Origin of the sequence: Streptomyces sp. L-9-10 (assembly GCF_004151105.1) — a bacterium.
In the GTDB taxonomy this organism is placed as follows: domain Bacteria; phylum Actinomycetota; class Actinomycetes; order Streptomycetales; family Streptomycetaceae; genus Streptomyces.
This window is the reverse complement of sequence record NZ_PHRF01000161.1, coordinates 128264-146387: the sequence shown is the minus strand read 5'-3', so window position 1 is coordinate 146387 and position 18124 is coordinate 128264. Positions and strand designations below refer to the sequence as shown.

The following is an 18124-nucleotide window of genomic DNA, read 5'->3' as shown; positions in this document are numbered from 1 at the left end:
CCGTACGCACACATGTCCCCATCTCTCCGCCTCTCTCCGCCTCCCCTTCTGTCCCGAGCACTCGACCGCCCCGGCGTGCCTGTGGGCCCCCTCCGGAGAGGGGGCCCACAGGCACGGAGTGCGCCGCTCCCGTCCCCACGGTGCGGCGCCGGTGAGTCGTCGTCATCCGCTCGGACGACGGCCCGCCGGTCAGGGGTGCGAGGTGGCTCGCGAGGTGTCCCGCAGGCCGAGTGCGGGGAAGACCGCGGCCTCCAGGAAGCGGTGGAGGTATGCCTCGTCGGCCTGCCGGCCCTCCACCATCGGCCGCGCGCGCATGACGCCCATCAGCTGGGCGGCCACGAACTCCGCCGCGGGGTTGTCGGCCGCGATCTCGCCGCGTGCCACGGCGCGTTCGACCATGGCGTTGATCGCCGCGACCTCCGGTTCGATGATGTTCTCGCGCAGGGCGCGCAGCAGCTCCGGATTCTGGAAGGCCGCGTGGCTGAGCGCGTGCATCAGCGCGGTGTCGCGGCCCGCGCCCGCCACCGCCGCACGGGCCGCCGCCCGCAGGTCTCCGACGAGGCTGCCCGTGTCGACGTCCACGAGCTTGACACAGCGGGTGCCGCGCAGCGCCGCCGCGACCAGCTGCGGTTTCGTGCCCCACTGACGGTAGAGCGTGGACTTGCCGCACCGCGAACGAGCGGCCACGCCCTCCATGGTCAGCGCCTCGTACCCGCTCTCTCTGAGCAGCTCCAGAGCGGCTTCGTAGAGTTCCAGCTCCCGTTCCGGCGTGATCTTGGAGCGGCGCTGCGACGTCATCGTCTCTCCCCGTCTCGGCCGCTCGGCCCCGGTGCGGTTCCGGCGGCGATACGTCAGTGTACCGATACGCCAGTGTACCGATACGAATCCGTATCGGTACACTGGCGTATCGATAGGGCGCGGTCCAGACCGCGCCGCCGCACCACCACGACGTCCTGTCACGCCGTGTTGCCCAGGTAAGGGGGTCGGGTGATACGCACCCGCACCGGGCCCGCCGCACGGAAGCCGGAAACTTCCGCCCGACCGCCCCTCGTACGTGAGCTGTTGCTCGTCGCCGGACTCTTCCTCGTCTACAAACTCGGCAGGCAGGCCGCCACCGGCCGGACCGGCGAGGCATTCCGGAACGCCGACCGCGTCTGGGACTGGGAGCGCGCGCTCCATCTGCCCGGCGAGGGCTCCGTACAGGGCGTACTGCTGGACAGCGGGACGCTCGTCCACCTGGCGAACACGTACTACGCGACGGTGCACTTCCCGGCGACGGTGCTCTTCCTCGGCTGGCTCTACTGGCGCCGCCCCGGCCACTACCTGTGGGCCAGGCGCGTCCTGTCCGTACTGACCGGGGCCGCGCTCGCGCTCCATCTGCTGATGCCGCTCGCGCCGCCGCGGCTGCTCGCGGCGACCGGTCTGGTGGACACCGGCCAGGTGTACGGACCGACGGTGTACGGCGAGAGCCCCGGCACGGACACGCTGGCGAACCAGTTCGCGGCGATGCCGTCGCTGCACGTCGGCTGGGCCCTGATGGTGGCCGTGGGCCTCATCGCCGCCACGCGGTCACGGTGGCGGTGGCTCTGGCTGCTCCATCCGCTGCTGACGCTGCTCGTGGTCATAGGCACCGCCAACCACTACTGGCTCGACGCCCTCGTGGCCGTCGCCCTGCTCACCGGCACGCTGACGGCCATCAGGGCGCCACGTCCCCGGTCCCCGCGGCGCGGCTCGCTGGTCGCACGCTCCGCCGCCGCCCAGCTCCCGCCGGTGGCACCCGTCGCTCCCGTCACCTCAGGGGCCGGCCGATGAACGGGGCGACGGCCGTGGCCGTGGCGCTGTCGCTGGTCTCGGCCGTCGCGTATGCCTCCGCCGCGGTGGCGCAGGAGCGGCTCGCGGCCCGTACGGCACCGGACACCGGACTGTTCACCCTGCTGACCCGCGGCGCCTGGTGGTGGGCGGTCGGGCTGAACGCGACCGGCGCGCTCCTGCACGTCGTGGCGCTCACCTACGGACCGCTCACGGTCGTCCAGCCGCTGGGCGCCCTCACCCTCGTCGCCGCCGTACCCCTGGGGGCCCGTCGTGCCGGGCGGCAGGTCAGCCGGGGCGAGTGGCGCGGCACGGCCTTCACCCTGGCCGGCCTCGCGGCCATCCTGCTCACCGCGGCCGGCAGCTCACCCGACGAGACGCTCAGCCTGCCGCAGGCGCTCGGCGTCGCGGGCGTGGCGATAGCGCTGGTCGCCCTGCTGACCCGGCCGGGAGCGGGGTCCGGCCTCCGGCACGCGGCGGCCTCCGGCATCACCTCGGGGGTCGCCTCGGCCCTCACCCAGACGGTCACGGTCGCCGCCACCGCGCGCGACGCGGACGCGTTGCCGGTGTGGCAGGTGGCGGCCGTGGCGCTGGTGGTCGCGGCCTTCGCGTCCGGCGGTCTGCTGCTGTCGCAGCGTGCCTACCGCGGCGGACTCGGAGCGCCGCTCGCCGTCCTGACCCTGGCCAACCCGCTCGCGGCGGCTGTCATCGGGCTGACCCTGCTGGGGGAGCGCCTCCAGGGCGGCGTCCCGGGCGTGACGGCGGCGCTCATCGGCGCGGTGCTCGCCGCGCGGGGAGTGGTGCTGCTGACCCGTACGGCGGTGACCGCGCCCGCGACGACGGCGCCGATGACGGTGACGCCCGCGGCGCGGGTGCCCGGACAGCGGACCGCCGCCCCTGTCGGCGTACCGCCGGCGCCTCCGCGGCCCGGCGGCCGGGCCGCGGAGCCGGCAGCCGCGGACGGATGGCCCGGCACGGGCGTACCCGCGCAGGGTGGCCCGGTGCCCGGCACGCACGCCGTGCGGCCGCCCTGGCGACCGCACCCCCTGAGGCCGGGGCGGGCGCTCCGGGACCGCCGGCGTGCGCGTCGTCGAGGGGACTGCACGTACCGCTAGCCACGTACTGCCAGTCGCAGGGCCCGTACACGCGGAGGGCCGCCGCCCCCTGTCCCGCCGGCCGGCAGGACAGGGGGCCCTCCCACCCCCGCCAGGCCGGTCGTCTTCCCGGCGCGCCGCGGCGCGTGAAGCTCCGCTGTTGGGCAGCTTAAGAAATCCTCGATGGACTGAACGATCACCACTCGGCAGATTGGTGCCCGACCACCGCACAGTGATCACCGTTCAGCGCCCTGCGTCACGTACCACCACCCCCCGGGAGCCGCGCCCATGAAGGCACTTGTCAAACAGAAGGCCGAGCCGGGGCTGTGGCTCACGGATGTGCCCGAGCCGGAGTACGGGGACGGTGACGTACTGATCAAGGTGCTCCGTACCGGCATCTGCGGCACCGACCTGCACATCCGCTCCTGGGACGGCTGGGCCCAGCAGGCCGTCACCACACCCCGCGTCCTCGGCCACGAGTTCGTCGGCGAGGTGGCCGCCGTCGGGTCGGCCGTGCAGGACGTCGCCGTCGGCGATCTGGTCAGCGGCGAGGGCCATCTCGTCTGCGGCAAGTGCCGCAACTGTCTCGCCGGCCGCAGGCACCTCTGCCGCAGCACCGTCGGGCTCGGTGTGGGCCGCGACGGTGCCTTCGCCGAGTACGTCTCCCTGCCCGCCGCGAACGTCTGGGTGCACCGCGCCGAGGTGGATCTCGATGTCGCCGCGATCTTCGACCCGTTCGGCAACGCCGTCCACACCGCGCTCTCCTTCCCCCTCGTCGGTGAGGACGTGCTGATCACCGGCGCGGGCCCCATCGGCATCATGGCCGCGGCCGTCGCCCGGCACGCCGGTGCGCGCAATGTCGTGATCACCGACGTCAGCACGCACCGCCTCGAACTCGCCCGCAAGGTCGGCGCCACCCTCGCCCTCGATGTCTCGCCCGCCGATGTCGGCATCGCCGACGCACAGCGGCAGCTCGGCCTCAAGGAAGGCTTCGACGTCGGCCTGGAGATGTCGGGACGCCCCGAGGCCATGCGCGACATGGTCGACAACATGACGCACGGCGGCCGGATCGCCATGCTCGGGCTGCCCGCCCAGGAGTTCGCCATCGACTGGTCGAAGATCGTCACCTCGATGATCACGGTCAAGGGCATCTACGGACGCGAGATGTTCGAGACCTGGTACGCGATGACCGTCCTGCTCGAAGGCGGACTCGACCTCACGCCCGTCATCACCGGCAGCTATGGATACGAGGACTTCGACACGGCGTTCGACGAAGCGTCCTCCGCGCGCAGCGGCAAGATCATTCTCGACTGGAGCGTCTGACCGCCCCCTGGCCCCGCGGCGCACCGAGCCCAAGAGCCCAGAGCCCAAGAGCCCAAGAGCCCAAGAGCCCAGAGCATCCCCTGAGCGCAGAGCCCCAGAGCCCCCTGAGCCCAGAGCCCCAGAAGAAGGAGCCCTTCATGTACGCGTCCGTCCGGGACGACCTCTCCGCCACCCTCGACGAGATCCGCGACGCGGGTCTCTTCAAGCCCGAGCGTGTGATCTCGACGCCGCAGAGCGCCTCCGTCGCCGTCACCGAGGGCGGCGCCCCCGGTGATGTCCTCAACTTCTGCGCCAACAACTACCTCGGACTCGCCGACCACCCCGAGGTCGTCGCCGCCGCCAAGGACGCGCTCGACCGCTGGGGCTACGGCATGGCGTCCGTACGCTTCATCTGCGGCACCCAGGAGATCCACAAGGAGCTGGAGCAGCGGCTCTCCACGTTCCTCGGCCAGGAGGACACGATCCTCTACTCCTCCTGCTTCGACGCCAACGGCGGTGTCTTCGAGACGCTCCTCGGCCCGGAGGACGCCGTCATCTCCGACGCCCTCAACCACGCCAGCATCATCGACGGCATCCGGCTCTCGAAGGCCCGCCGCCTCCGGTACGCCAACCGCGACCTCACCGAGCTGGAGACCCGGCTCAAGGAGTCCCAGGACGCCCGTCGGCGGCTGATCGTCACGGACGGCGTGTTCTCGATGGACGGGTACGTCGCCCCGCTGGCCGAGATCTGTGATCTCGCCGACCGGTACGACGCGATGGTCATGGTCGACGACTCGCACGCCGTCGGCTTCGTGGGCCCCGGCGGCCGGGGCACCCCCGAGCTGCACGGCGTCATGGACCGGGTCGACATCATCACCGGCACGCTCGGCAAGGCGCTCGGCGGCGCCTCCGGCGGTTATGTCGCGGCCCGCGCGGAGATCGTCGCGCTGCTGCGCCAGCGCTCGCGCCCGTATCTCTTCTCCAACTCCCTCGCGCCGGTGATCGCCGCCGCGTCGATCAAGGTCCTCGACCTGCTGGAGAGCGCGGGCGAACTGCGGGACCGGCTGAACGCCAACACCGCGCTCTTCCGTGCGGAGATGACGGCGGCGGGGTTCGAGATCCTGCCCGGTGACCACGCCATCGCTCCCGTCATGATCGGTGACGCCGCCGAGGCGGGCCGGATGGCCGAACTGCTGCTGGAGCGCGGGGTGTACGTGATCGGCTTCTCGTATCCCGTCGTCCCGATGGGCCGGGCGCGGATCCGGGTCCAGCTGTCCGCCGCGCACTCCACGGACGATGTGGAGCGGGCGGTCGCGGCGTTCGTCGACGCGCGCGAGGCGATGAAGCGGGAGGGCTGAGCGCCGATGCGGGTGGGGCGGCCGATGCCGGTGGGGGTGGAGTTCCGGGCAGACCTGGCAAAATGGGCCGGGTGATCGACCCCCGGCGACTGCGCGTCCTGCGGGCCGTGGCGGACCACCGTACGGTGACCGCCGCGGCCGCCGCGCTCTATCTCACGCCCTCGGCCGTCTCCCAGCAGCTCGCGGCGCTGGAGCACGAGACCGGGCACGCGCTGCTGACCCGCAGCGGCCGGGGCGTACGGCTGACCGCCGCCGGGGAGATCCTCCTCACCCACGCGCACGCCGTCCTCGCCCAGCTGGAGCGCGCCGAGGCGGAGCTCGCGGCGTACGCGGGCGGGACGTCGGGCGAGGTCACGGTCGCCGCCTTCGCCACGGGCATCGCGGAAGTGCTGGCCCCGGCCCTTCAGCTGCTCGGCGGACCGCACCCCGACATACGCGTACGCGTACGGGACGCCGAGGGGGACGAGAGCCTGCCGATGGTGCTCGACGGCGAGGCGGATCTGGCGGTCGCGGTCGAGTACCGGGGCGCCCCGCGCGAGGACGATCTGCGGCTGTGGCGGATGCCGCTGTACGCGGAGCCGTTCGACGCCGTCCTGCCGGCCGCGCATCCACTCGGCCTCGGCGCCGAGGTCGTGCTCGCCGAACTGGCCGACAGCGACTGGATCGGCCCGTACCCCGGCAACCCGTGCCACGACGTGATCCAGCTCGCCTGCGAACTGGCCGGCTTCCAGCCGCGGCTGGCGCACTCCTCGGACGACTTCCGCGCGGTCGTCGCCCTCGCGGGCGCGGGCGCGGGAGTGGCACTGGTCCCGCGCTCCGCGCTGCGCGGCATGGAGCTGAAGGGGACGGTCGTACGTCCCGTGGCGGGCCCGGCCGCGACCCGCAGGGTCTTCGCCGCCGTACGCCGGGGCGCGGAGGCGCACCCGCTGATCCGTCCGGTGCTCGACGCGCTGGCACAGGCGGCGGGCGGCCTGACGACGGACTGACGGCCGACCCGGCCGGGCCGGCGACGGCCGACGGCGGACCGTCGGCGCGGCGGGACCCGGTCCGCGCGCGTACCGGCTCAGCTCAGCAGGCTCGGCGCCGCCCTGTCCAGGACCGATCCCACGCGCTCCCAGGTCTCCACGTCCCGTTCCACCGGAGGCAGTTCGGGCCCGTCGCCGGTCCGCCAGGAGGTCGCGATCGCCACCGGGTCCTCGCCCGTCGCCGCGCCCGCGGCCAGCGCGGCGGCGCCCAGCGCGACCAGCTCGCCGCTCGTCGGGACGATCACCCGGCGGCCGGAGAGCCGGCGGACCGTGTCCACCCACATCCGGCCCTGGGCACCGCCGCCGACCAGGCGCAGCGGACGGCCCGCGACCTCCGGGGCAGCGGGGTCGAGGCCGCAGGCGCGCAGTACCTCGTCCAGCGCGCGCAGTACGGTGACGGCCGCGCCCTCGTAGGCGGCGCCCAGCAGCTGCTGCGGGGTGGTGTCATGGCGCAGCCCGGTCAACAGGCCCGAGGCGGCGGGGAGATCGGGGGTGCGTTCGCCGTCCAGATAGGGGAGCAGCACGGCTTCGCCGCCCGGCACCGCGTCCTCACGGTCGAGCCGGAGCAGCGAGGCCACCTTGTCGACGGCGAGCGTGCAGTTGAGTGTGCAGGCCAGCGGCAGATACGTACCGTCCGCCGCCGCGAACCCGGCGAGCGCGGGGGAGCCGGGGCGGGTGCGGGTGGCGGCGAAGACCGTGCCCGACGTGCCGAGGCTCAGCACCGGGTGGTCCAGCAGCCCGGCGCCGCCGAAGCCGAGCCCGACGGCCGCGCTCATGTTGTCGCCGGTGCCCGCGGCCACGGCGATACCCGCGGGCAGGCCCAGTTCCGCCGCGGAGCCGGCCGTGAGCGAGCCGACGCGCGCGGCGCCGGTCGTGGCGACCGCGGGCAGCAGATCGGCGTCGAGACCGAGGAGCGCCAGCAGTTCGGGGTCGTACTCCCCGGTGGCGGTGGAGTACCAGCAGGTGCCCGAGGCGTCACCGGCGTCGGTGGCCGCGGTGCCCGAGAGCCGCTCGGTGAGAAAGTCGTGGGGGAGCCGGATGGCCGCCGTGGCCTCGGCGATGGCGGGGTCGTTCTCCCGCAGCCACTGCCACTTGGAGGCGGTCATCGAGGCCACCGGTACGGAGCCCGTGCGCGCCGTCCAGGCGTCGGGGCCGCCCAGCGCCTCGGTGAGCGCCGCCGCCTGCGGGGCGGAGCGGGTGTCGTTCCAGAGCAGCGCGGGGCGCAGCGGCCGGCCGGTGCGGTCGAGCACCACCAGACCGTGCTGCTGTCCGGCGACGGCTATGCCGGTCACGTCCGAGGCGTCCACCCCGGACTCCTTGAGACCGGCGGCGACCGCCTCGCGCAGCGCGTTCCACCACACCTCAGGGTCCGTCTCCCGGGCGCCGCCCTCACCGGTCACCCGGTGCGGCGCGCGGCCCACGGCGAGCAGCCGGCCTGTGGTGGCGTCCGTGAAAGCCGCCTTCGTGGACTGGGTGGAGCTGTCCACGCCGATGACGACCGGGTTCCGGGACATGGGCGTACCTCCAGATTGAGCGACAGTGAAACAAATTACGCGATGGTGTGGCACACGGGAACCGTGCCGACGATCATCATCCTGTGTCCGTGCGCGTGCGGGGTCTTTTGCACACCCGCATCCCCGTGCATTATTAGTCATGTCAGGAAACAAATAAGGTCGGCACGTGCCGGACCTGAGGTATCGAAGGCGGCCAGAGTCATGACGGAACGCTTCACCCCCACCCCCGAGGACAAGTTCAGTTTCGGCCTCTGGACAGTGGGCTGGCAGGGCAAGGACCCGTTCGGCGACGAGACCCGCCCCGCGCTGGATCCCGTCGAATCGGTTCACCGACTCGCGGAGCTCGGCTCGTGGGGTGTGACCTTCCACGACGACGACCTCATTCCGTTCGGCTCGACGGAGGCGGAGCGCGAAGCGCACATCAAGCGGTTCAGGCAGGCGACCGAGGCCACCGGCATCACGGTCGAGATGGTCACCACCAACCTCTTCACCCACCCGGTCTTCAAGGAGGGCGGCTTCACCGCGAACGACCGCGACATCCGCCGCTACGCGCTGCGCAAGGTGCTGCGCAATGTCGACCTCGCGGCCGAACTGGGCGCCAGGACCTTCGTCGCCTGGGGCGGCCGTGAAGGCGCCGAGTCGGGCGGGGCCAAGGACATCCGTCTCGCCCTCGACCGGATGAAGGAGGCCTTCGACCTGCTCGGGGAGTATGTCGTCGAGCAGGGCTACGACCTCAAGTTCGCCATCGAGCCCAAGCCCAACGAGCCGCGCGGCGACATCCTGCTGCCCACCGTCGGCCACGCCCTGGCGTTCATCGACCGCCTGGAGCGCCCCGACCTGTTCGGTGTGAACCCCGAGGTCGGCCATGAGCAGATGGCCGGGCTCAACTTCCCGCACGCCATCGCCCAGGCGCTCTGGTCGGGCAAGCTCTTCCACATCGACCTCAACGGCCAGCACGGCACCCGCTACGACCAGGACCTGCGGTTCGGCGCCGGCGACCTGCGTGCCGCCTTCTGGCTGGTCGACCTGCTGGAGAACGCGGGCTGGGAGGGCGCGCGGCACTTCGACTTCAAGCCGCCGCGCACCGAGGACTTCGACGGGGTGTGGGCCTCCGCCGCCGGCTGCATGCGCAACTATCTGATCCTCAAGGAGCGGGCCGCGTCCTTCCGCGCCGACCCGCTCGTCCAGGAGGCGCTGCGCGCGTCCCGCGTGGACGAGCTGGCGCAGCCCACCGCCCCCGAGGGCGTGACCGCCCTGCTGGCCGACCGTGCGGCCTACGAGGAGTTCGACGTGGATGCCGCCGCCGCCCGGGGCATGGCGTTCGAGCACCTCGACCAGCTCGCCATGGACCATCTCCTCGGCGTGCGCTGACCCGCTGACCCCGGGAGCGACCAGGAGCCGCTGGGAGCCCCACGGCGAACGCGCGCGGCGGCGGGCTGACACGGGCCCGTCCCGCGCGCGTTCCGGCGGTGTCGTACGTGCCGTATCTGTCCTACGTCAGCCCGTCCCGCGCGTCTCGCGGTGTACGTACGCCACCGGATCGGCCAGCACCGCCTGGACGACCAGGGCCGCCGCGCCGCGCGCCGCGTCCCCCGCCGAGGAGGACCCGCGCAGCCGTCCGCTGTCGCTCTCCCAGAGGCCCGACACCACCCGGGCGGTCAGCTCCCGGTCCGCGGCAGGTGAGAGCCAGGGCATCAGCTCGCGGTAGATCCCGCCGAGGACGACCGCGTCCGGATCGAAGAGGTTCACCGCACCCGACAGCACCCGGCCCAGCGTCTGCCCGGCCCGCTCCACGGCGGCGATGGCCTGGAGGTCGCCCGCGTCCGCCCGCAGCCCCAGCTCGGCCACGCCCGGCACTCCCGCGTTCTCGTCGATCCCCGCCGCCCGCAGCAGCGCGGACTGGCCCGCGTACTGCTCCAGGCACCCCCGGGAGCCGCAGCGGCACAGCGGTCCCTCGGGATCGACGACCACATGGCCGATCTCCCCGGCGAACCCATGGGCCCCGCGCAGCAGTTCGCCGTTGAGCACCAGGGCGCCGCCGACGCCGATCTCGCCGGTCAGATAGAGGAAGGTACGGAGCGGGCCGAGTTCGCCGAACCACAGTTCCGCCAGCGCCGCGAGGTTGGCCTCGTTCTCCGAACTCACCGGCAGCGGGGGCAGATCGGGCCGCAGCTCGGCCAGCGCGGAGGCGAACAACTCGTCGGAGGGCACGAGGTTCCAGCCGAGGTTCGGGGCCTGCCGGACCGTACCGCCCGACACCAGACCCGGCAGGGCGAGCTGGACCCCGACCGGCAGCAGGTCCTGCTCGGCGGCGGACTCCAGGGTGCGGGCGGCGATCCTGGCGCAGCGCGTCAGTACATCGGAGGGCCGGGAGCCGCGGTTGTCGAGGTGTTCGGTCAGCCGGACCCGGTCGGTGCCGGACAGGTCGACCACACACACTGACACATAGTCGATATTGATCTCGACGCCGATCCCCGCGGGCCCTGTGCGCGTCACCTTCAGCACGGTGCCGGGGCGCCCGGCCTGGCCGCTGAACGTCTTGCCGGACTCGGAGAGGAAACCGCTGTCCAGCAACTGCTCGACCAGGGACGACACAGCCGCCCGGGTCAGGCCCACCCGCGCCGCGACACCGGCCCGGGTCGCCTCGCCCTCGTCCCGTACCGCCCGCAGCACAAGGCTCAGATTGTGCCGGCGCACGGTCTCTTTGTCGGCCTTCGGGCCGAGGGAAGTGTGGTTGTTGTTCATCTCGCCCACGAGCCTATGTGATCGGCCCGTGGTCGCGGGACCGGAGCGGCAAGCCGGCCGGCCGGGCCCCGGCATGATCAGACGAGCGCCCTAGCCCCGCCGTGCCGGTACCGTCCCCGCCGTGCCGTCCGGCTCCCAGGACGGGGCGGTGCCGGTCAGCTGGCAGACCATGAGGTAGAAGGGGATCGGCGGGGTGTACGGCGTGGGGTCCTCCGGCCAGTGGATCAGCCGGGGGTGCGTCGCGGGCACGTTCGTCCCCGCGACATAGCGGGCCGGGGACGGCCAGGTCAGGTCGAGGTCCGAGCCCGCCGGGACGATCCACCACCACCACTCGGCGTCGGCGAAGATGCAGCCCTTCCTCGGCAGCCGCGCCATCAGCCGGAAGCCGTGCTCCGCCGGGATCCCGACGGCGTCACACCCCAGCGAGGCGGGCAGGGTCGGCGGGAGGGGCAGCTGTACGTGTCCGGGAGATGACTCGGTGCGCAGGCCGCGTGAAAGGCGCTGCAGCGTGGTCTTCAGCATGACTGCTCCGCTCCGTGTGACAGTTCCGCCCAGACGACCCGCCCGGGTCCATATCCCGAGGTGTCGTGGGCTCCCCAGCCGCTGCATATGGAATCGACGAGGAACAGTCCGCGGCCGCCCTCGCCCTGGCTCTCGCCTTCCTCGGCGCGGTGCAGCTGCGGTCCCGTCGGCCCGTACCCCTGGTCCTCCACCGCGATCCGCAGCTTTCCGTCGGTCTGCCGGATCTCGCAGATGACATGGTCACCGGCGGCGTGCACCACCGCGTTGGTGACCAGCTCGGACACGACGAGCACCACGGTCTCGCAGGTCTCCTCGTCCACCTCCCAGGTGGCGAGCCGGTCGCGGGTCAGCTGTCTCGCGCGGCAGACCGACTCGGCGTGAGACGGCAATTGGAACCCGTAACGGCGGACAACGTTGCCAGGGCACAGGGCTATGAGCTGGGGGGTGAGCGCGTTACCAGGTGCCACGACCGATTCCTAACGGTGGGGGAGCAGCGTTCGCGCGCAAGACCTCTCCCGTGGCAGAGCGCGACAACCGCGTGAACTGGTTCACCGATCCACTCTCCACCCGCCGAGGACACTTGGCAAGTAGCACTCTGAATTTTTCAGAGTGCCGTGTTCTTCGTGGAGGAGACATGGCAGACTGCTGTCAACCGTGCGTGGGGAGGACCCAGAAGTGAGTGAGCCGCGGTCCGCCCCGACCGTGGGACAGGTCGTACTGGGCAGACGCCTACAGGATCTGCGTGAGCGCGCCGGGCTGAAGCGCGAGGAGGCCGCCAAGCTCCTCCGCGTGGCTCCGGCGACGATACGCCGCATGGAGACGGCCGAGGTCGCGCTCAAGATCCCCTATGTACAGGTGCTGCTCAGGGCCTATGGGATTCCCGAGGACGAGGCCGACGCGTTCGTCGAGCTCACCGAGGAAGCGAACAAGCCGGGCTGGTGGCAGCGGTTCCACGACATCCTGCCGGACTGGTTCAGCATGTATGTCAGCCTGGAGGGGTCCGCCGCGCTGCTCAGGGCGTACGAACCGCACTTCGTCCCCGGGCTGCTCCAGACCGAGGGCTACGCGCGCGCCGTCATGAACGCCGGCGCCGTGGGGAAGGCGCGGCCGGAGGACATCGAGCGCCATGTGGCGCTCCGGATGGAACGCCAGTCGCTCCTGACCCGGGTGGACGCACCCAAATTCTGGGTGATCATGGATGAAACGGTGCTGCGCCGCCCGGTGGGGGACAGCCCGGAGATCATGCGGGAACAGATCGACCGGCTGCTCGAAGCCGCCACGCTGCCCAATGTGACCCTGCAGATCGCGGAATTCTCGACCGGGCACCACCCGGGTACCTACGGGCCGTTCGTGATCTTCCGTTTCGCCGTACCGGAGCTGCCGGACATGGTCTACAGCGAGTACCTCACCGGTGCCGTCTATCTCGACGCTCGTCCCGAAGTGGCCACCCACCTGGAGGTCATGGACCGGATGGCGGCCCAGGCCGCAACTGCACAACGCACGAAGGAGATCCTCAAGGATGTCCGCAAGGAGCTGTGAATGGATCCCATATACAACGGCATGCCCGCCGCCGACCTCGGCGCCGAGGGCTGGCACAAGCCGTGGAGTGGTGGCAACGGCGGCAACTGCATCGAGGCCATGAAGCTGGCCGACGGCAGAGTCGCAGTGCGCCAGTCCGCCGACCCTGACGGCCCCGCACTGATCTACACCACCAATGAGATCGCCGCCTTCATCCAGGGCGCCAAGTCGGGCCAGGCGGACTTCCTGCTCACCTGATCCCTCTCTCCACCGGCCGACCCGGTCGGCCGGTCCCGCTCAGCCCCTGCTTTGCTTTCTCCACATCTCCACATCTCCACATCTCGACTCATCGACTCATTGACCTGAGACTCATGGAGCGCACATGACCGGGCATGACCCGATCGACACCACCAAGCCGCATCCGGCCCGGGTGTACGACTGGTTCCTCGGCGGCAAGGACAATTACCCGGTGGACGAGGAGATGGCGAAGCAGCTTCTCACCCTGGACGCGAGGGGTCCCGAAATGGCCCGGGTCAACCGGGCGTTCATGCACCGCGCCACCCGCTGGCTCTGCGCCGAGGGCGGGGTGCGCCAGTTCCTCGACATCGGTACGGGCATCCCCACCGAGCCCAATCTCCACCAGATAGCCCAGGAGGTCGCCCCCGACTCCCGGATCGTCTACACGGACAACGACCCGATCGTCCTCCGGCACGCCGAGGCTCTGCTGCGCAGCACTCCGGAGGGCGTCACCGAGTACGTCCAGGCCGATGTGCGCGACCCGGGGAGCATCGTCGAGGCCGCCGGCACGATCCTGGACCTCGACCGGCCGGTCGCGCTCTCCCTCGTCGCGCTGCTCCACTTCGTCTCGGACGAGGACGGCGCGTACGAGCTGGTGCGCCGGCTGCTCGAACCGCTGCCCTCCGGCAGCTATCTCGTCATCTCCCACGCCACGGGCGATTTCGACAGGGAGAGCTCGGACCAGGCCCGTGCGCTGTACCGGCAGCGCGGTCTGACCCTGGCCCTCCGCTCGCGGGACGAGTTCGCCGCGTTCTTCACGGGGCTCGAGCTGGTCGAGCCGGGGGTCTCGCTGGCCGCCGACTGGCGTCCCGGGCTGGGTGAGGTCGTGCCGGTTCCCGGCAACGAGCCGATCCCGGGGTACGCGGCGGTGGCACGCAAGCTGTAACCGGTAGCGGGGGCGCGGCGTCGCAGCACTATTCAGGTGTGCTGCGACGCCGCGCGTACGTTTCGAGGGCTCCGTACGTACGTGGTGCGTCTCAGGCGCCCACTCGGCGTTTGTTCCAGACGTCGAAGCCGACCGCCGCGAGCAACACCAGCCCCTTGATGACCTGTTGGTAGTCCGTGCCGATCCCCACCAGCGACATGCCGTTGTTGAGCACGCCGAGCACCAGCCCGCCGATGATCGCGCCGAGGACCGTGCCGACACCGCCGCTCATCGACGCGCCGCCGATGAACGCGGCCGCGATGGCCTCCAGTTCGAAGTTGATCCCGGCCTGGGGCACTCCCGCGTTGAGCCGGGCCGCGTAGACGATGCCGGCCAGCGCGGCCAGTACGCCCATATTCACGAAGACGAGGAACGTGACGCGCTTGTCCTTGACCCCGGACAGCTTCGCCGCGGCCTGATTGCCGCCGAGCGCGTACACATGACGGCCGACGACGGCGTTGCGCATGACATAGCCGAAGCCGATCAGCAGCGCCGCGAGCAGCAGCAGGACGACCGGCACCCCGCGGTAGCTGGCCAGTGTCATCGTGAAGGCGAGCACGGCGGCGGCGAGTGCCACGCACTTGACGAGGAAGAGATTGCGGGGGAGCACCTCCAGGTCGTACGCCCGCTGCCGGCGCCGGTCCCTGAACTCCTGGAACAGCGTGAACGCCAGCAGTGCCAGCCCCATCAGCAGCGTCAGATTGTGGTAGTTGGTGGCCGGGCCGATCTCGGGGAGATAGCCGGTCGAGATCTTCTGGAAACCCTCGGGGAACGGGCCGAGCGAGCGCGACCCCAGGAAGATCTGCGTACCGCCGCGGAACAGCAGCATCCCGGCGAGCGTGACGATGAACGACGGAATGCCGACGTACGCGATCCAGAACCCCTGCCAGGCCCCGGCGGCCGCCCCGATGAGCAGCCCGAGGACCAGCGCGAGCACCCACGGGATGTCGTGCTCGACCATCATCACCGCGCAGGCGGCGGAGACGAACGCGGCCAGCGAGCCGACCGAGAGATCGATATGGCCCGCGATGATGACGATCATCATGCCGATGGCGAGAACCAGGATGTAGCTGTTCTGGAGCACCAGATTGGTGACGTTGTTCGGCTTGAGGAGGACACCGTCGGTCCAGATCTCGAACAGGACGACGATCAGGCCGAGCGCGATCAGCATCCCGTACTGCCGCATATTGCGGCGCGCGGCGTCCAGCAGCAGCGCCCCCGTTCCGCTCCGCCCGGACGGGGGCGACGGTGGGGAATCCTTCGGTGTGTCGCCCTTCGGCGCATCGGTGGTGACCGGACCCATGTCGACTACCTCGTGTTCTTGGTCATGTGACGCATCAGGACTTCCTGGGTCGCTTCCGCCCGCGGGATCTCACCGGTGAGCCGGCCCGCCGCCATCGTGTAGACGCGGTCGCACATCCCGAGCAGTTCGGGGAGTTCGGAGGAGATGAAGATGACGGCCTTGCCCTCGGCGGCGAGCCGGTCGATGACGGTGTAGATCTCGTACTTCGCGCCGACGTCGATACCGCGCGTGGGCTCGTCGAGGATCAGCACCTCGGGGCCCGCGAAGATCCACTTGCCGAGGACGACCTTCTGCTGATTGCCGCCCGACAGCCTGCCGGCCTGTTCGAAGACGGTCGGCGCCTTGATGTTCATGCGCGCGCGGTACGACTCGGCGACCCGTGTCTCCTCGTGCTCGTCGACCACCCCGTGCCTGGCGACCTTCGACAGGGCGCTCAGGGTGATGTTCCGGCCGATGGTGTCGATGAGATTGAGCCCGTACCGCTTGCGGTCCTCGGTGACGTACGCGATGCCGTGCGCGACGGCCTCCGGCACCGTCCGCGTACCGATCTCGCGGCCGTCCTTGAGTACGGTCCCGCTGATGTTCCGGCCGTACGAGCGGCCGAAGACGCTCATCGCCAGTTCGGTGCGGCCCGCGCCCATCAGTCCCGCGATCCCGACGATCTCGCCCCTGCGGACCTGGACGGAGACGCCGTCGACGACCTTGCGCTGCTGGTCGATCGGGTGGTGCACCGTCCAGTCGCGCAGCTCCAGCGCGGGGTGGGCGCCCGGATCTCCCTCGTAGGGCGTGCGTTCGGGGAAACGCTGGTCGAGATCGCGGCCGACCATGCCCCGGATGATCCGGTCCTCGGTGGCCGATCCGGCCCGTACACCGAGGGTCTCGATGGTCCGGCCGTCCCGCAGGATCGTGACGGAGTCGGCCACCTCGGCTATCTCGTTCAGCTTGTGCGAGATGATGATCGAGGTGATGCCCTGTTCCTTCAACTCCCTTATCAGCCGCAGCAGCCGGGCGCTGTCGCCGTCGTTGAGCGCGGCGGTCGGCTCGTCCAGGATCAGCAGCTTCACCCTCTTCGCGAGTGCTTTCGCGATCTCCACGAGCTGCTGCTTGCCGACCCCGATATCGGCGACCCGGGTCTGCGGACGTTCGTCCAGACCCACGCGTCCGAGCAGCGACGCCGCGTGTCCGAGGGTGTCGTTCCAGCTGATGAAGCCGCGGGTGGCGTGCTCGTTGCCGAGGAAGATGTTCTCCGCGATCGACAAGTAGGGGATCAGGGCGAGTTCCTGATGGATGATCACGATGCCCTGGGCCTCACTGGCCCTGATGTCCCGGAAGGCGCACGGAGAGCCCTCGAAGAGGATCTCGCCCTCGTAACTGCCGTGCGGATGAACGCCGCTGAGCACCTTCATGAGCGTGGACTTGCCCGCGCCGTTCTCCCCGCAGACGGCGTGCACCTCGCCCTGGGCGACCGTGAGGCTGACATCGGAGAGCGCCCTGACCCCCGGGAAGGTCTTCACGATGGAGCGCATCTCCAGGATCGGGGCCGGTCCGCCGGTGTGGGCGGTCACGTCAGGTCACTCGCCTTGATGTAGCCGGAATCGACCAGCTCCGCGCGGTAGTTGGACTTGTCGACGCTGACCGGGTCCAGCAGATAGGCCGGGACGACCTTCACCTCGTTGTCGTACGTCTTCTCGTCATTGACCTCCGGCTTCTTGTCGTGGAGTACGGCGTCCGCCATCCGCACGGCCTGCTCGGCGAGCGCGCGGGTGTCCTTGTAGACGGTCTGCGTCTGCTGGCCCGCGATGATCGACTTGACCGAGGCGACCTCCGCGTCCTGCCCGGTGACCAGCGGATACGGCTGGGCGGCGGTGCCGTAGCCGTCCGACTTGAGCGCCGACAGGATGCCGATGGAGATGCCGTCGTACGGCGAGAGCACCGCGTCCACCCGCTGTGAGCCGTATGCCCCGGTCAGCAGGTCGTCCATCCGCTTCTGCGCGGTGCCGCCGTCCCAGCGCAAGGTGGTGACCTGGTCCAGCTTGGTCTGGCCGCTCCGTACGACGAGCTGCTTCCTGTCGATGAACGGCTTGAGGGTCTTCCACGCGCCGTCGAAGAAGTAACGGGTGTTGTTGTCGTCCGGCGATCCGGCGAACAGCTCGATGTTGAACGGGCCCTTCTTGCCGCCGTCCTTCAGCCCCAGCTTGTCGAGGAGATACGTGGCCTGGAGGACGCCGACCTTCTCGTTGTCGAAGGACGCGTAGTAGTCGACGTTCTCCGTGCCGAGGATCAGCCGGTCGTACGAGATCACCTCGATGTTCCGGTCGGCCGCCTGCTGGAGGACGTCGCTGAGGGCCCGGCCGTCGATGGCCGCGATCACCAGGACGTCCACGCCTTTGGTGATCATGTTCTCGATCTGGGCGACCTGTTGGGCAACGTTGTCCTCGCCGTACTGGAGATTGGTCCTGTAGCCCAGCTTCTCGAACTGGGCGACCATGTTCGCCCCGTCGGCTATCCAGCGCTCGGACGACTTGGTGGGCATCGCGATACCGATGGTGGAGCCCCCGCTGTCCTTCGTGTCGTCCTTGCTGCCGCCCTCACTGCTCTGCCCGCAGGCGGCGAGTGAGAGGACGAGCGAGACTGCGGTGACGGCGAGTGCGGCTCGGCGAGTGCGCATGGAGGCATCAGTCCTTGTCTGGGGTCGTGGCCGGTCCGGGGCAT

Annotated in this window: 17 protein-coding genes; 9 read left to right on the top strand and 8 right to left on the bottom strand. The window is 70.7% G+C overall.

Annotation, left to right across the window (positions count from 1 at the left end; translation table 11 throughout):
* Positions 1–189 precede the first annotated feature (189 nt).
* On the bottom strand, positions 190–798 hold the full coding sequence (locus tag CU044_RS33040) for a TetR/AcrR family transcriptional regulator (RefSeq protein WP_129772418.1): 609 nt from the start codon (positions 796–798) through the stop codon (positions 190–192).
* Between the two features lie 189 nt (positions 799–987).
* On the opposite strand from CU044_RS33040, the gene CU044_RS33035 reads away from it, so the two are divergent.
* The 5 genes from CU044_RS33035 (at position 988) to CU044_RS33015 (ending at position 6549) form a co-directional block, all read left to right on the top strand.
* Positions 988–1812 carry a phosphatase PAP2 family protein gene (locus CU044_RS33035; RefSeq protein ID WP_129772417.1) on the top strand — a complete coding sequence of 275 codons (825 nt, stop codon included), beginning with the start codon at positions 988–990 and terminating at the stop codon, positions 1810–1812.
* Positions 1809–2924 carry a hypothetical protein gene (locus CU044_RS33030; RefSeq protein WP_129772416.1) on the top strand — a complete coding sequence of 372 codons (1116 nt, stop codon included), beginning with the start codon at positions 1809–1811 and terminating at the stop codon, positions 2922–2924. The genes CU044_RS33035 and CU044_RS33030 overlap by 4 nt, the downstream gene beginning before the upstream one ends.
* Positions 2925–3191: 267 nt before the next feature.
* Positions 3192–4226, top strand: coding sequence for an L-threonine 3-dehydrogenase (tdh, locus tag CU044_RS33025; protein WP_129772415.1), 1035 nt, complete (start codon positions 3192–3194; stop codon positions 4224–4226).
* A gap of 137 nt (positions 4227–4363) precedes the next feature.
* A complete protein-coding gene (locus CU044_RS33020; protein WP_129772414.1) occupies positions 4364–5563 on the top strand; it encodes a glycine C-acetyltransferase in 1200 nt (399 codons plus the stop codon).
* A 71-nt stretch (positions 5564–5634) separates the two neighbouring features.
* Complete coding sequence (locus CU044_RS33015; RefSeq protein ID WP_129772413.1) at positions 5635–6549, top strand: LysR family transcriptional regulator; 915 nt, start codon at positions 5635–5637, stop codon at positions 6547–6549.
* Between the two features lie 77 nt (positions 6550–6626).
* Here CU044_RS33015 and xylB read toward each other — a convergent pair whose 3' ends face one another.
* Positions 6627–8102: a xylulokinase gene (gene xylB, locus CU044_RS33010; RefSeq protein ID WP_129772412.1), complete on the bottom strand. Its 1476-nt coding sequence runs from the start codon at positions 8100–8102 to the stop codon at positions 6627–6629.
* A gap of 201 nt (positions 8103–8303) precedes the next feature.
* Between xylB and xylA the strand changes: the two genes are divergently transcribed.
* Entirely contained in the window at positions 8304–9473 is a 1170-nt protein-coding gene (gene xylA / locus CU044_RS33005; RefSeq protein WP_129772411.1) for a xylose isomerase, read from the top strand.
* Positions 9474–9599: 126 nt separating this feature from the next.
* Here xylA and CU044_RS33000 read toward each other — a convergent pair whose 3' ends face one another.
* The 3 genes from CU044_RS33000 to CU044_RS32990 all read right to left on the bottom strand — a co-directional run bounded on the left by CU044_RS33000 (position 9600) and on the right by CU044_RS32990 (position 11836).
* Positions 9600–10847: an ROK family protein gene (locus CU044_RS33000; RefSeq protein WP_129772501.1), complete on the bottom strand. Its 1248-nt coding sequence runs from the start codon at positions 10845–10847 to the stop codon at positions 9600–9602.
* A gap of 90 nt (positions 10848–10937) precedes the next feature.
* On the bottom strand, positions 10938–11369 hold the full coding sequence (locus tag CU044_RS32995; RefSeq protein WP_129772410.1) for a hypothetical protein: 432 nt from the start codon (positions 11367–11369) through the stop codon (positions 10938–10940).
* Entirely contained in the window at positions 11363–11836 is a 474-nt protein-coding gene (locus tag CU044_RS32990; protein WP_129772409.1) for an ATP-binding protein, read from the bottom strand. Before CU044_RS32990 ends, CU044_RS32995 begins: the two co-directional genes overlap by 7 nt.
* A 208-nt stretch (positions 11837–12044) precedes the next feature.
* Between CU044_RS32990 and CU044_RS32985 the strand changes: the two genes are divergently transcribed.
* The 3 genes from CU044_RS32985 to CU044_RS32975 all read left to right on the top strand — a co-directional run bounded on the left by CU044_RS32985 (position 12045) and on the right by CU044_RS32975 (position 14070).
* Positions 12045–12908: a helix-turn-helix transcriptional regulator gene (locus tag CU044_RS32985; protein WP_129772408.1), complete on the top strand. Its 864-nt coding sequence runs from the start codon at positions 12045–12047 to the stop codon at positions 12906–12908.
* Complete coding sequence (locus tag CU044_RS32980; protein WP_030350290.1) at positions 12909–13145, top strand: DUF397 domain-containing protein; 237 nt, start codon at positions 12909–12911, stop codon at positions 13143–13145. It begins immediately after the preceding gene.
* Between the two features lie 124 nt (positions 13146–13269).
* Positions 13270–14070 (top strand): SAM-dependent methyltransferase, encoded by an 801-nt coding sequence (locus CU044_RS32975; protein ID WP_129772407.1) that lies wholly within the window; start codon positions 13270–13272, stop codon positions 14068–14070.
* A gap of 91 nt (positions 14071–14161) precedes the next feature.
* On the opposite strand, the gene mmsB is transcribed toward CU044_RS32975, so the two are convergent.
* The 3 genes from mmsB to chvE are packed head-to-tail and all read right to left on the bottom strand — an operon-like array spanning position 14162 to position 18080.
* Positions 14162–15412 carry a multiple monosaccharide ABC transporter permease gene (gene mmsB, locus CU044_RS32970; RefSeq protein ID WP_129772406.1) on the bottom strand — a complete coding sequence of 417 codons (1251 nt, stop codon included), beginning with the start codon at positions 15410–15412 and terminating at the stop codon, positions 14162–14164.
* A 5-nt stretch (positions 15413–15417) separates the two neighbouring features.
* A complete protein-coding gene (gene mmsA, locus CU044_RS32965) occupies positions 15418–16938 on the bottom strand; it encodes a multiple monosaccharide ABC transporter ATP-binding protein (protein WP_129772500.1) in 1521 nt (506 codons plus the stop codon).
* A gap of 35 nt (positions 16939–16973) precedes the next feature.
* Entirely contained in the window at positions 16974–18080 is a 1107-nt protein-coding gene (gene chvE, locus CU044_RS32960) for a multiple monosaccharide ABC transporter substrate-binding protein (RefSeq protein ID WP_129772405.1), read from the bottom strand.
* Positions 18081–18124: the final 44 nt, after the last annotated feature.